9 protein-coding genes, 2 rRNA genes and 1 other annotated feature are annotated in these 15,067 nt (G+C 31.8%); of the genes, 7 read left to right on the forward strand and 4 right to left on the reverse strand.

Annotation, left to right across the window (positions count from 1 at the left end):
* Both ACREVU_RS01360 and rrf read left to right on the forward strand, forming a co-directional pair.
* Nucleotides 1-116, forward strand: a 23S ribosomal RNA gene (locus tag ACREVU_RS01360); the annotation flags it as partial.
* Nucleotides 117-198: 82 nt separating this feature from the next.
* A 5S ribosomal RNA gene (gene rrf, locus ACREVU_RS01365) occupies nucleotides 199-315 on the forward strand.
* A gap of 155 nt (nucleotides 316-470) precedes the next feature.
* Here rrf and ilvA read toward each other — a convergent pair.
* Entirely contained in the window at nucleotides 471-1,715 is a 1,245-nt protein-coding gene (gene ilvA / locus ACREVU_RS01370; protein ID WP_431549843.1) for a threonine ammonia-lyase, read from the reverse strand.
* A 54-nt stretch (nucleotides 1,716-1,769) separates the two neighbouring features.
* Nucleotides 1,770-2,005 (reverse strand) — a binding site (T-box leader).
* A 162-nt stretch (nucleotides 2,006-2,167) separates the two neighbouring features.
* On the opposite strand from ilvA, the gene ACREVU_RS01375 reads away from it, so the two are divergent.
* Nucleotides 2,168-2,329 (forward strand): YvrJ family protein, encoded by a 162-nt coding sequence (locus tag ACREVU_RS01375; protein ID WP_431549844.1) that lies wholly within the window; start codon nucleotides 2,168-2,170, stop codon nucleotides 2,327-2,329.
* 70 nt (nucleotides 2,330-2,399) lie between these two features.
* On the opposite strand, the gene ACREVU_RS01380 is transcribed toward ACREVU_RS01375, so the two are convergent.
* Nucleotides 2,400-3,848: a glycosyl hydrolase family 28-related protein gene (locus ACREVU_RS01380; RefSeq protein WP_431549845.1), complete on the reverse strand. Its 1,449-nt coding sequence runs from the start codon at nucleotides 3,846-3,848 to the stop codon at nucleotides 2,400-2,402.
* 283 nt (nucleotides 3,849-4,131) lie between these two features.
* Between ACREVU_RS01380 and hutG the strand changes: the two genes are divergently transcribed.
* Nucleotides 4,132-5,145 (forward strand): formimidoylglutamase, encoded by a 1,014-nt coding sequence (gene hutG, locus ACREVU_RS01385; protein ID WP_431549846.1) that lies wholly within the window; start codon nucleotides 4,132-4,134, stop codon nucleotides 5,143-5,145.
* A 91-nt stretch (nucleotides 5,146-5,236) separates the two neighbouring features.
* On the opposite strand, the gene hutH is transcribed toward hutG, so the two are convergent.
* On the reverse strand, nucleotides 5,237-6,766 hold the full coding sequence (gene hutH / locus ACREVU_RS01390; protein WP_431549847.1) for a histidine ammonia-lyase: 1,530 nt from the start codon (nucleotides 6,764-6,766) through the stop codon (nucleotides 5,237-5,239).
* Between the two features lie 60 nt (nucleotides 6,767-6,826).
* Complete coding sequence (locus ACREVU_RS01395) at nucleotides 6,827-8,134, reverse strand: Na+/H+ antiporter family protein (protein WP_431549848.1); 1,308 nt, start codon at nucleotides 8,132-8,134, stop codon at nucleotides 6,827-6,829.
* A gap of 385 nt (nucleotides 8,135-8,519) precedes the next feature.
* Here ACREVU_RS01395 and ACREVU_RS01400 point away from each other — a divergent pair, with 385 nt between their 5' ends.
* The 3 genes from ACREVU_RS01400 (at nucleotide 8,520) to hutI (ending at nucleotide 15,049) form a co-directional block, all read left to right on the forward strand.
* Nucleotides 8,520-11,573 carry an AAA family ATPase gene (locus ACREVU_RS01400; RefSeq protein ID WP_431549849.1) on the forward strand — a complete coding sequence of 1,018 codons (3,054 nt, stop codon included), beginning with the start codon at nucleotides 8,520-8,522 and terminating at the stop codon, nucleotides 11,571-11,573.
* A gap of 173 nt (nucleotides 11,574-11,746) precedes the next feature.
* Nucleotides 11,747-13,774: a urocanate hydratase gene (gene hutU / locus ACREVU_RS01405; RefSeq protein ID WP_431549850.1), complete on the forward strand. Its 2,028-nt coding sequence runs from the start codon at nucleotides 11,747-11,749 to the stop codon at nucleotides 13,772-13,774.
* A gap of 21 nt (nucleotides 13,775-13,795) precedes the next feature.
* Nucleotides 13,796-15,049 carry an imidazolonepropionase gene (gene hutI, locus ACREVU_RS01410; protein WP_431549851.1) on the forward strand — a complete coding sequence of 418 codons (1,254 nt, stop codon included), beginning with the start codon at nucleotides 13,796-13,798 and terminating at the stop codon, nucleotides 15,047-15,049.
* Nucleotides 15,050-15,067 lie beyond the last annotated feature (18 nt).

Here is a 15,067-nt window from a genome sequence, read left to right on the forward strand (position 1 = left end):
GCACGTAAGTGCGGTGTAAGTAAGACTCCTGGAAGAACACCAGGTTGATAGGTTAGAGGTGTAAGCATGGTAACATGTTCAGCTGACTAATACTAATAAGTCGAGGGCTTGACCAAGTTATTTAAAATATTGCAAAATAAAGCTTCTGAGAAGAAGATAAGTTCACTGTGCAATTTTCAGAGAATATTATATTCTCTATCTAGTGATTATGGCATGAAGGTAACACCCCTTCCCATACCGAACAGGTAGGTTAAGCTTCAATGCGCTGATGGTACTGCAGGGGTAACTTTGTGGGAGAGTAGGTCGTCGCTAGGTTATAAATAAAAGCTACTAAGTTTAACTTAGTGGCTTTTATTTTCGTCTATTCTATTTTCTTAATGCAGTCACAATCCCCAAAAGTGTAATTTCTAGTTGAGTACTTGTGGCTAATCAATTAATGATTAGCCACATAGTTGATTTAAAACAGTGAATTAATAGATTTTATGAACCTTATATCCACCTTTATTTAGATCATTTATAATGGTAGCCACATGGGAATGGCCATTTGTTTCCGCAGTAATTTCAAGTTGCACTTGCATAAAGCGGTCCTTAGTTTTAAATTGATTATGATCGAGTTTCACAACATTTGCATTTGCATTTGCAAGGATTGTTGAGACTTTCACAAGTTCTCCGGGTATATCTGGCATTTCAATACTAAAGCAGAATAGTCTTCCCCTTGAAACTAAACCTCTGTCTATCATGGAGGAAATTGTAACAACATCAATATTGCCTCCACTTAAAATACAGGCTATTTTTTTGCCGTTTTCTTGTATTTTTTTTAATCCAGCGAAGGACAAGGCACCGGAAGCTTCTGCAATAAGTTTATGCTTTTCTAAAAGAAGAAGAAAGGATTCCATGATATCAAAGTCGGATACTGTTACAATTTCATCTACATAGTTTTGGATTATTTCAAAAGTTAGGTTCCCAGGCTTTTTTACAGCAACACCATCAGCTATAGTACGAACAGTTGCAAGGTGGACGATTCCGTTATTGTCCATAGAATCCTTCATTGCTTTTGCACCTTCTGGTTCTACACCTATTATTTTAATGTTAGGATTTAGGGCCTTTGCTGCTAATGCAATTCCAGCGATTAAGCCACCACCACCAACAGGCACAAGAATACAATCAATATCGGCAATTTCCTCTAGAATTTCGCAAGCGATGGTGCCTTGACCATACATTACATCCAAATCATCAAATGGATGTACAAAAACATAATTATGCTTTTTTTCTAATCGTTTTGCTTCTGTATAAGCCTCATCGTAACAATCGCCAAATAAAATTACCTTAGCACCATAGCTTTTTGTGGCCTCAACTTTAATAAGAGGGGTGGTCTTAGGCATTACAATAGTAGCGGAAATACCTAATTTTTCAGCTGAATATGCAACACCTTGGGCATGATTCCCAGCAGAAGATGCAATGACACCTCTTTCTTTTTCGCTAACTGGTAACGTACAGAGCTTATTATAAGCTCCACGAATTTTAAAGGCACCGGTAATTTGCAAATTTTCAGGTTTAATATAAACCTCATTACCAGATTCATTACTAAAAACATCACTGTATATAAGGGCAGTTTTCTTAGATATACCTTCTAGATTTGCCTGTGCTTTTTTTATTTCAGAAAGGTGAAATTCTAATTCTTGATCGGAAGATGAATTTTTTACTGTGTTTAACATATTTAAAACCTCCATTTTTTTGTTTTACAAAAAAAAACCGCCCTTGAAAATAAATTCAAGGACGAGTGTAAATCGCGGTACCACCTTAATTGTATCTTAAAAAAAAAGATACCTCTCTTTTCAGTTCTTTCAAACCTAAGCCTTTTATCGGGGCTCACCGGCTTATCTTACTTTATTCAGACAAGCAGCTCTGGAGTGATTTGTAGTTTATACTCAGTATCGACTTTCATCAAACATCGACTCTCTGTAACTGATGGTTATAAAATAACTATCTCCGTCTTAGCAATATTAATATACTTAATTTTAAGAGTAAATATAACATTAAACATTAATACTGTCAAGAAAAAAATTAAATTTGAATTAATAGAAACTTAAAATATATTAATAAACTTATGCAAAATAATTGGAATAAGCATATATATAATTTATAACGGTGAGGGAGGTAATGCTTCATGTATGATGCATTTGTTAAACTGGTTAATACAGTTGGCTTCCCTATAGGTGTGAGTATATATTTGCTAGTAAGATTTGAGAAGAAAATTGAAGATCTCAATAAATCTATCTCTGATTTAATAGTAGTTATATCCACCGTTATAGGAAAAATTGAAAAATAAGGGTATCCAATGGTATCCTTATTTTTTTATTGAGATAAATTTTTTTATAATCCAATTAATCCGATTCATATTATGGGATTATTTTTAAATTATTAGATACTAAGCATTTAAAACCTGGAATATAAGTACCTAAAATTAAGTCTGTCTTACAACTGGAAAACACATTATTGATTACTGTGTAATTTCTTCTTGGGGCATTACCACTATTAGGTAAACTTACACCTACAATACATGAATTAAATAGATTGTTTTTTACTGTCTCGCTACCACCTGCATATATCATTGTAGGAGTACGTTTAGATGCTGTTCCACTGTCACAATTAGTGAATACACAGTTCTCTACTGTACCTCCATAGGAGCCAGCAGCAAGATAACCAAATTCAACACCTACATTTAGATTAAAAAACTTACAATTAGAAACTATCTTTTGTGTACTTGGGCTATCGACTCCTTTACCTAAACGACTGCCAGCGGATAGTGCTTCATCACCGTAAAATTCACAATTATAATAGTTAGAAGAATAACCACACCATTTTTCGTAAAATTTACACCCTTTTATTATGGAATTATTGCTATATATACCTAACGACGAATATCCACTACCAGATTTAAGAAACACACAATCTGAAATATTAGCCTTAGCGCTTGATAATACAGCAATGTCTGAATGTGGATTTCCTGGGTGCTTATCTCTACCAGAGTTCTTGAAGGTACATGTAGTTATAGTTACCTCTGAATAATCCTCACAATGGATTGATTGACAAGCCATGTTTAAAAAATTGCAGTTATTTATAGTAATTTCACTCGCATGTACTGCAACTCCTATTCCAAAACCTGAGAAAATTGATTTTGATACATTGTTTTTAAAGTTACAATTCTCTATTATCCAACTTTTACTAGGAGAATTAATCTCTATGTCGTCAGCTGTGGAATTTATAAAATTGCAATCACTAATAGTAGTGTCATAGGACGGTGCTTTATTTGATAAAATACCATATCCGCAACCATCAAATAAGGTGTTAGATATAGTTAATCTTTCAATAGTTGAAGCATTTTGTATGCCTTGTGATGTGCCACTTATTTTACAATCTACTATAGTAATATCGTCACCACTGGGGTATAAATTAATACGAGATTTAAAGCCTATATCTCTAATAATTTGAGTTCCTTTTAAATTAAATATTGCGGTGAGTTTAGTATCCATACGTTTGATTGTTGTAGAATCTTTACCATCACCAGTAATGGATATACCAGCAGGAATAGTAATAGTAGTATTTACTATATAATCCCCAGTTGGGAAAAACACAATTCCCTTTGATTTTGTTTTTGATATAGATTTAAATGCGTTTAATATGGATTTTGTATCATTTGTGTGTCCGTCGCCTTTAGCTCCAAACTGTTTTACATTAATTTCTAAATTCCCTATTTCAGAAGCAACTGTTGTATTTTGATAAAAACCTAAAGAAGTAATTATTAAAAAAGTACATAATAAAATTGCAGTGAATTTGTTTTTAAACAATTATTTATCCCCCTTGTAATGGTTAGTTAGTATAATACTATATCGTTTTATAAGTTGGTTTATTTAGGTTTATTTAAATTTAGTTTTAAAACTTTATATTTTAATAAGTACTTGTGGATAAAAGTGTTAAGTTTATATCGGTGATGTGGATTTTTAGACGTTTTTTTGATGTATTAATAGTATTATATAAAATAAGGTAAGTATTTATAGACAATAGAATTAAAATGGATTGCTATTTTACTATAATTATAAACTATGGTAATGATGAGGGAGGATAAATAATATGTTTGATAAAAACTACAAAATAACAGATAAAACAGTTTGGACAGGAAGAACTGATAGCGAAGATAATTATGATGCTTTTAGATGGCATCAATGTATAAACATATTGGATTTAAAAAGAGAGGATTTAACTGTCTACACCGGAAAACTGGGATTTGCTTTTATAGGGTTTTGTTGTGATGAGGGTGTAAGGATTAACGGTGGAAGAACAGGGGCAGAAAAGGGTCCTGAGTATATAAGAAAAGAATTAGCTAAGCTTCCATGTAATTTCTCACAAGAGGTAAAGCTTTTTGATGTAGGAGATATATTATGCACGGATTGCACTCTTTCAGAAAGCCAAGAGCGTCTAGCGGAAGCCGTCCAAAGAGTTTTATGCTTAAATCTATTTCCTATTGTTTTGGGTGGAGGTCATGAAGTCGCTTTTGGAAATTATAGTGGTATCTTAAATTATTTATCACAAAATAATAAACAGCCTAGTATTGGAATAGTAAATTTCGATGCTCATTTTGATTTGAGACCTTATGAAAAGGGAGCAAGTTCTGGAACAATGTTTAGGCAAATAGCAGATATTTGCAGTGAGAGAAAACTTAAATATTCTTATCTGTGCATTGGAGTTCAAAAGCACAGTAACACAATAGATCTTTTTAAAACTGCAGATAGACTAGGCGCTAAATACATACTTGCAAAGGATATGGTAGCTAATGATAATTGGAAATTCATTGAGGAAATAGATGATTTCATAAAATCGAGAGATCACATATATGTAACTATATGTTCAGATGTATTTTCTACAGCATATGCTCCAGGAGTAAGTGCAGCACAGCCACTTGGGCTTGATCCCGAGGGTGTATTAAAGTTTGTTAAATACATTTTAAGGTCAAACAAAGTAGTAGGCTTTGATATAGCTGAAGTTTCACCAAGATTTGATCAAGATAATATTACGGCAAATTTAGCAGCTGTATTGATTTTTTCTGTTGTAAATACCCTTTGTGAACTAAATGGTTTATCCATATAAATAAACGTGTATGGTTTTAACTAAAAAGAGAGAGTTGCAAACCAAAAATTGTTTTCTGGTTTGCAACTCTCTGTTTTTTACCCATTGATAATTAATATTCTATATCAACCACTTTTTCTACTGCTTCTAATAATTTTCCGCTTTTAACGAGTTCAGTAACTTTATCTAAATATTTGTACATAACTACATCATATTCAATAAAGTCGACAGTTTTTCTAACTAAGTTGTAAGCTTCTTGTGTTGCGCTGCCAAGTTTGAATCCAGCTCCTTTTCTGAAATCTATAGCTTGACATGCAGCGAGTATTTCTGTTGCGACTACTCTTGATGCATTATCAACTATATCTCTAGCCTTTCTTGCAGCTATAGTTCCCATACTAACTAAGTCTTCTTGATTAGCTGAAGAAGGTATTGAGTCTACTGATGCAGGATGAGCTAATATTTTATTTTCAGATACCAAAGCTGCAGCTGCATATTGGGTAATCATAAATCCTGAGTTTAATCCACCATGTTTAGCTAAGAATGCTGGTAAATCATTTAATTGAGGGTTGATAAGTCTTTCTAACCTTCGCTCAGATACACTAGCAATTTCAGCTGCTCCAATTCCTAAGAAGTCAAAGCTTAATGCCATAGGTTCTCCGTGGAAATTACCTCCTGAGATTACGTCGCCCTCTTCTGTTACTATAGGGTTATCTGTAACAGAATTTATTTCTATTTCAACTTTAGTTTTTACATAGTTTACAGTATCTTTACTTGCACCATGAATTTGTGGTACACATCTTAATGAGTAAGCATCCTGTACTCTTATTTCACCTTGTCTTGTTACATAAGTACTACCTTCAACTAGTTTTAATATATTTCTTGCTGTTGCTAATTGTCCTGCTTGTGGTCTTAGTACATGAAGCCTTGGATCAAAAGCATCTGTAATTCCCCTTAGTGCTTCCATTGATAAAGCTGCTGCTATATCACTAGTTTTTAATAATCTTATAGCATCATAAGTAGCTAAAGCTCCTGTTGCAGTTAAAACTTGAGTGCCATTTATAAGTGCTAAACCTTCTTTAGCATCAAGTTCTATTATAGGAATTCCTGCTTTTTCCATAGCAACACGGCCTGGTAATATCTCTCCTTTATATTCTGCTTCACCTTCACCAAGCATAGGTAAAACCATATGTGCAAGTGGTGCTAAATCTCCTGATGCTCCTAGAGATCCTTTTTCAGGAATTATTGGATAAACTCCTTTATTGATCATTTCAATCAGTGTTTGCAGCGTTTCTGGTTTTATTCCCGAAAATCCTTTTGATAGCGCATTAGCTCTTAAAAGCATTATAGCTCGTACAACCTCATTTGAAAATTTAGGACCATACCCACAAGCATGTGAACAAATTAAGTTTCTTTGAAGCATTTTACAATCATCTTTAGAAATACTTACATTACAAAATTCACCAAAGCCTGTAGTTACACCATAAACTGCCTTTTCATTTTCAACTATATCATCAATTATTGCTCTTGATCTTATAACTCTTTCTAAAGCACTTTCTTTTATAGAAACCTTGCATCCATCTCTAGCTATAGTTACCATATCTTCTAAAGTTAAATCATTTCCTGTTAAAAATATTTCTTTCATTTTTATTCCTCCTAAAAATTAATTGGTATTTTATTAAAACTAAAAACTGTCGTCATGTAATTAGAATATCATAGCGCCTATAATACCAAATATCATAAGCGGTATATTATAATGTAAGAACGTTGGTACACATGTATCCCAAATGTGATCATGTTGACCATCTACATTAAGGCCGGATGTTGGCCCAAGTGTACTATCTGATGCTGGTGAACCTGCATCTCCAAGTGCGGCTGCAACACCTATTAGAACTATAGTAGCTAGTGGGGAAAACCCGAGTTTTATTGATAATGGACAATAAATTGCAGCTATTATAGGAATAGTACCAAATGAACTTCCTATGCCCATAGTTACTAATAATCCGATTAGTAACATTAACACTGCACCTAACAGTTTACTCCCATTTACTATAACCGCAAGTGATGAAACTAAAGCTTCTACTGCTCCAGTTTTTCTTAAAACATCACCATAACCTGATGCAACAAGCATTATAAATGCTATTAGACCCATTATTTTGATGCCTCCATCAATTAACCCATTAACATCTTCGAACTTAACTGCTCCTGAAACAAATATTATAATTAATGCTCCCAATGCTCCAAGGGGAAGAGATCCTGTAAGAACTTGAATTACAAATGCAGATACAGCTCCAATTAGAACACGCCAATGTTTTGAATTCATTTTAATATCTTCACCTTTGATTTCCTCCAGGCCTTCTATTTTAATATCCTTATATTCTCTAGGTTTTCTATAGGTGTAAAATACAGCTACAAGAAGACCTATAACCATTCCAATACCTGGAAACCATAGTACTTTAGCTACATCAGCTGTTACAATAGGTATACCGTTTTTTACCATTTCAGTACTTATAACAGTATGGAAAATTAGACCAAATCCTACTGGTAAAACAATATAGGGGGCTTTTAATCCAAATGTAAGTGCACAAGCTACTGCTCTTCTGTCTATTTTAAGTTTATTCATTAATAAAAGCAAGGGTGGTATTAATATTGGAATATATGCTATATGAACTGGTATAAGGTTTTGAGAAAAACAACCCAAAAATGCTAGTAACATTATAAATACATACTTCTTTTGCCCAACAATTTTAGAAATTTTCTTAGCCAATATTCCTGCTAGTCCAGTTTTATTTACTGCGACTGCTAAGGCACCAAGTAATATATAGCTTAATGCAGTTTCAGCATTTCCACCCATTCCTCCAATGAGTGTGGCCATAGTTTCTCCTAAAGGCATACCTGAAACGAGGCCTGCTGTCATAGCTGCAATTAATATAGCCAGTAGCACATTAAGTTTAAAAAGACATAAAATTATCATTACCAAAACTGATACAACAACTGGGTTAAGTAATAACATATATTTCCTCCTCTTGACTAGTTATTATAGATAAAATTTTCATTTAGCAATAATTTTAACATTACTATTTAGTAGTTACTTGGAGCACTCCACCTGGCTGCCTAACTAAAACATCAAAGACTTTATTGTAAACGGTACCAAGGCAATTAAAATAAAAACTGTCATATTTTCTACTGGATTTACTTTAATGAAATACAACTTTGTTTTTATCACTTCCCTTTATATTATTATTATAAGTTCTGATTAACATCAAAACGTCAAATAAGTGTATATTAATTCGGAAATTTCACATAAAAGCACCATTAGGAACATTGTTATGGCATTTTATTTATATTGTAGTATAATTTGTATAAGAGAGTTTATGGTATTATAAAGGAGTGATTTGGTGAATTACATACGTTGTGAAATGTTTGGTAATTTTTGTGTAACTGTCAATAAAAAAGAAATATTTTTACCATATAGTAAAGCTCAAGGGCTTTTTTGTTACTTACTTCTAAATAAACAAGATAACAGAGAACATATATCGGAACTTTTTTGGGCTAATCAAGAAGAAGGCAATGCTAAAAAAAATTTAAGAAATGCTATCTATAAAATAAATAAATGTTCTAATATTCCGGTATTGGTATCTCCTCAAAAATCAATAATTATGCTTAATCCAGATATGGAAATAGAAGTAGATGTATATAAGTTTATGAATGATGAAAATGAAATAGATGTTTTCAAGGGAGAATTTCTACAAGGATTTTGTCCTAAAAATGCAGAAAACTTTGAAGTTTGGCTTCTCGAAATGCGGGAAAATTTAGAATGTATGTATATTAGTAGATTGAATAAGAAAATAGAAGTGGAATTACAAAATAATAATTATGATATTGTTGAAAAATATTCAAAACTATTAATAAAAATAGATGAATTTAATGAAAATGCTTACGTATATTTACTAGAAAGTTATAAAAATCAAGGCAAATATAACATGGCAATTGAAACATACAATAATGTTAAAAATTTATTTAAAGACGAATTGTCTATTTCTCTTGATGATAAGATATTAAATATAGTAAATGAAGTAATAGATATTATGAATACAAGGAAAGATAATAAAAACACTGATGAATTTTTCTATGGAAGATATAATGAAATGAGAATATTACAAAATAATTACAATAATTTCATAGGAAATGAATCCTCTAAATCTGTTTTTTTGGTAGGTGAAGCCGGTATAGGGAAAACCAAATTGAAAGATGAATTTTTAGAAATAGTAGATATGAATGCAACCTATGTTTTAGAGACTTATTGTTTTCAATTTGAAAAGGATTGTATTTTAAAACCTTGGAATGTTATATTATCTAAAATTTCTCAAATTATGAAAGATAAAAGCATTGAAATTCCAACCTTATGGGAAAATATTATAGAGAATTGTTTTTCAGAGTTTGATGAAGTAGGTAACAAAGAACAAAGCATTGAAATTTTAGAGAGTAAATATACATTGAAATATGAATTTATCGGTAATATAATAAATAATATATTAACTAAAATAGCACATAAAAAGAAAATAATGCTTATTTTTGAAGATATTCAATGGATTGATTATGGGAGTCTAACTCTTTTAAGCAGTTTGATTTTGCATGGACATACTAACATTTTGTGTTTTATGACATCTAGGAATGAATATAATATAGAGATAGATAAATTTCTAGTTACAGCAAATAAACATAATAAAATTTTAAGGTTAGATTTATTAAGATTTAATAATGATGAAGCAGAAAATTTCATTAAAATTGGTCTTCCGAAAAATAATTTCACTAAAGAAGTATTAAATAAAATTTACAACGAAACTGAAGGAAATGCATTTTTTTTAACAGAATATATTAATACTATAAAGTTTAATAGTGATATAAATATTATGTCGTCTAAAATGCAAGATATAATGAAGAGTAGATTTTTAGACATATCAGAGAAATGCAAAAACATTCTAAGAATAGCATCATTGTTTTTTGATGAAATTCCTTTATATATTTTAGTTGAACTTACCGGAGAAGATGAACTTAGGATAATTGACGAAATAGAAGAACTTGAAGATAAATTCATATTAAAAGAAGTTAATAACAATAATATAATAAGCTTTATGTTTACTCATCAAAAGCTAAGAGAATTTATTTATATCAATCAATCTTTGGCAAGAAGAAAAATTCTTCATAATAAGATTGGATATATTATAGAAAAAAGTTTAGCTGGTAATAGAAGCGATGTAACCACCTATAATAAGCTTGTTTATCATTTTTCAAACTCAGATAATAATTTAGAAACACTAAAATATAGTATAAAAAGTTTAAATGTTTATTTAAATTTTAGTCATGAACTTTATCCGGTACTATATTATAAAGATGTGAATTTTTATAATAACTTATATTTTAGCAATAGTAAAACCATTAAAAGCATAAAGAAAATAGAAAATCTACTTTTAAAAGCAAAAAATGACTGTAAAAATTCTAAAGAAGTCTTAAAATTAGAAATAGGATTTTTACATATTAAAGGAAGATATCTTATAAGAGAAGGAGATTATGAAAAAGGTGTTGAGTTTATAAATGAAATGATAGAAGAATCTAATGAGATTGAGGATTCAGAGTACTCTTTAGAAGGGTATAAACAGATGATATATTATTGTATACAGACCAATAACATTGATGATATGATAAAATATGTAAAGCTTGGCTTAGATAAAGCCACAGATTGTAGTTATCCTATGGAAATAGGTGTCTTTCTAAGATTTAAGGCCTTATATAAAAAAATGCAGGGGAAATATTGTGAAGCAGAAAAACTCTTTAATGAATCCATAGATATATTTAATGTAACTAAAAGTGTAGCAGATAAATATGCCCTGAGTATAGCAGCTGCTTATAATTACATTGGAGATATAAGAAGACAAAACATGAAATTTCAAGAGGCTTTAGAATTTTTCACTAGAGCCATAAAAATATGCGAAGAAAAAAATGTATTTACTAGTCTTTCTATTTTTAATATTAATGCAGGTGAAACATGTTTCAATATGGGGGAGTATCCTCAGGCAAAAAAATACTTCCAAAATGCTATGGATATATATAAGCAATTTGATCTAATGTGGGAAAAGTCTATTGTAGAAGCATTTATGTCTAAAATAATAATTAGTGAAGGAAATTATGAAAGTGCCTTAAAATATTTAAAGAATTCAGATTTACATTCAACATTACTAAAAAATCCTCATGAAATTGGAATAGTATGTATGGTAAAAGCTCAAATTAAAAGTGAAATGAAAAATAATGATAAGTTACATAAAGTTTTTAATACATATTTGAATGAAAACTTACAATATTATTGTGATAACAGCATTAAATTTTTAACTGTATCAAAGGATAATTATGAAATAGAACTTATAAAAAACTTAATAAAAGATAATAAAAGATAATAGATAAACGTTACTACATAGGTATTCTTTGCATGGAATGATTATAATGTTATTTGCTAATAAAACAAATATAAGGGTTTTAAATTGATGAGTAAAATTCTAAATTTAAAAAATAGACATTTTAATGACGATTTAGTATTAAGATAGGATTATAAAGAGGGGAGTGACAAGTAATGATTAATAATATTGATATTAAAAATGCAATGACAATTACTTTAGATGATTATTTACCTAATATGCCTAAATTCACTAAGGGAATAAGGAGAGCTCCAGATAGAGGCTTCCACCTTTCAAAATCACAGACAGAAATATCACTTAAGAATGCACTTCGTTATATTCCAGAAAAGTACCACGCACAGCTTATACCAGAATTCATGGAAGAGCTTACTACAAGAGGAAGAATATATGGGTATAGATTTCGCCCCGAAGGCAGAATATATGGAAAATCAATAGATGAATATGAAGGAAGATGTATTGAAGGTAAAGCTTTTCAGGTTATGATTGATAACAATCTTGATTCTGCTGTAGCCTTATATCCTTATGAGCTTGTTACTTACGGTGAAACAGGAAGTGTATGTCCAAATTGGATGCAATATAGATTAATAAAGAAATATCTAGAAATAATGACGGAGGATCAAACTTTGGTTTTGGAATCTGGACATCCTCTTGGACTTTTCAAATCAAAACCTGAGGCACCAAGAGTAATAATTACAAACGCACTAATGATAGGAATGTTCGATAATCAAAAGGATTGGGAAATAGCAGAGGAAATGGGTGTTGCGAACTACGGACAAATGACTGCAGGCGGATGGATGTATATAGGACCTCAGGGCATAGTTCATGGTACTTATAACACGTTATTAAATGCAGGTAGAATGAAGCTTGGAATTCCAAATGATGGTGATTTAAGAGGGCATATATTTGTAACATCAGGACTAGGCGGCATGAGTGGTGCTCAGCCAAAGGCAATCGAAATAGCAAATGCTGTAGGAATTGTAGCTGAGGTTGATGAATCAAGAATTGGCACAAGACTTGAGCAAGGTTGGGTTATGAAGCAATCTTCAGATCTTGATGAGGTATTTAAAATTGCGCAGGAATATTTGGAAAAGAAAGAGCCAATATCAATTGCATATCATGGGAATATAGTTGATCTTTTGGAGTATGCAGTAAAAAACAACAAGAAGATTGATTTATTATCTGACCAAACATCTTGTCACGCAGCATATGAAGGTGGATATTGTCCTAAGGGAGTAACATTTGAGGAAAGAACTGAGCTTCTTGCAAAAGACAGAGATACTTTTTGTGAATTAGTTGATAAGAGTTTGAGACGTCATTTTGAGCTTATAAAAATATTAGTTGAAAGAGGAACGTATTTCTTTGATTATGGCAATTCATTTATGAAAGCAATTTATGATGCGGGTGTTGTGGAAATATCTAAAAATGGAATAGATGAAAAAGATGGATTTATATTCCCATCATATGTAGAAGATATAATGGGACCACAACTATTTGATTATGGGTATGGACCATTCAGATGGGTATGTTTAAGTGGTAAAAATGAAGATTTAATAAAGACAGATCATGCTGCAATGGGATGCATAGATCCAAATAGAAGATATCAAGATAGAGATAACTATAACTGGATAAGGGATGCAGAAAAGAATAATCTTGTAGTTGGTACCAAAGCAAGAATACTATACCAAGATGCTACAGGAAGAATAAAAATAGCTCTTAAATTCAATGAAATGGTAAGAAATAAAGAGATAGGACCTGTTATGATGGGTAGAGATCATCATGATGTAAGTGGTACGGATTCACCATTTAGAGAAACTTCTAATATAAAAGATGGAAGTAACGTTATGGCAGATATGGCTGTGCAGTGTTTTGCTGGAAATGCAGCAAGAGGTATGAGTCTTGTAGCACTTCATAACGGTGGCGGTGTAGGAATTGGAAAATCAATAAATGGAGGATTTGGACTTGTACTTGACGGAAGTTTTAGAGTAGATGAAATAATTAAATCTGCACTTTCATGGGATGTTATGAGTGGAGTTGCAAGACGTTCATGGGCTAGAAATGAGCATTCTATAGAGACAGCCATAGAATTTAATAATACACATATAGGCACAGATCATCTTACTATTCCTTTTTTAACAAATGAAAAGAGTGTAGTGGATGCAGTTAGTAAGTATTTTGATAAGTAATATATTTAGGAGGATGCATTTATGAAGAAAGGGAATTTACTTATAAAAAATGCTTCGCAACTTGTTACTTGCAGTGGTAGCAGTGCAAAATACGGCGAAGAAATGAAAAACCTTCATACCATTGAAAATGGAGCACTTGTCATTGAAGATGGCATAATTAAAGCTGTTAATACTACGCAGGAAATATTGAAAACCTACAATGAAGAGGATTATGAAGTTATAGATGCTTCTAACAAATGTGTACTTCCAGGATTTGTAGATTCTCACACTCATTTTATATTTGGCGGCTACAGGGCAGATGAATTTGCTTGGAGACTTCGTGGCGACAGTTATATGGATATAATGGAGAGAGGCGGTGGTATACAAAACACCGTAAATTCAACTAAGAATGCTTCTTTTGAGGAACTTTATAATGTAGGGTTTGATAGGGTTAATGAAATGATGAAGCTTGGAGTAACAACTGTAGAAGGTAAAAGCGGTTATGGCCTTGATTTAGACACAGAAATAAAGCAACTTAAGGTTATGAAGAAGCTTAACGAAGAGCATGCTATGGACGTGGTAACTACATTTTTAGGTGCACATTCAGTTCCGCCTGAATATAAAGGGAAAAATAATGAGTATATTGACTTTATTATAAAGAATGTACTCCCCGTGATTAAAGATGAAAATCTTGCAGAGTTTTGCGATGTCTTTTGTGAAGACAAAGTTTTTTCAGTAGCGGAATCAAGAAAACTTCTTTTAAAAGCAAAGGAAATGGGTTTTAAACTCAAACTCCATGCAGATGAAATAGTAACTCTTGGAGGATCGGAGCTTGCAGCAGAAGTTGGAGCAATATCAGCAGACCATCTATTGCATGCGTCAGATGATGGTATAAAAGCCATGGCAGAGAAAAAGGTAATTTCTACTCTTCTTCCTTGTACTGCATTTTGCTTAAAAGAGCCATATGCTAGGGCAAGGGAAATGATCGATAGCGGATGCGCAGTAGCACTGGCAACAGATTTTAATCCAGGAAGCTGTTTTACATATTCAATACCTTTGGTATTTGCAGTAGCAGCTATCTACATGAAGATGAATATGGAAGAGGCTATAACAGCGCTTACAATAAACGGTGCGGCTGCTGTTGGTAGAGCAGATTCCATAGGGAGTATAGACCCAGGTAAAAAGGGTGATATTGTTATTTTAAAATATCCTTCTTATAATTTTATACCATATAATACTGGCATAAATATTGTAGAGAAAGTAATAAAAGATGGAAATTTAGTTGTTAGTGTATAAGAATATAAAAAATACAGT

Origin of the sequence: Clostridium sp. (assembly GCF_050717535.1) — a bacterium.
Lineage (GTDB): Bacteria > Bacillota > Clostridia > Clostridiales > Clostridiaceae > Clostridium_AD.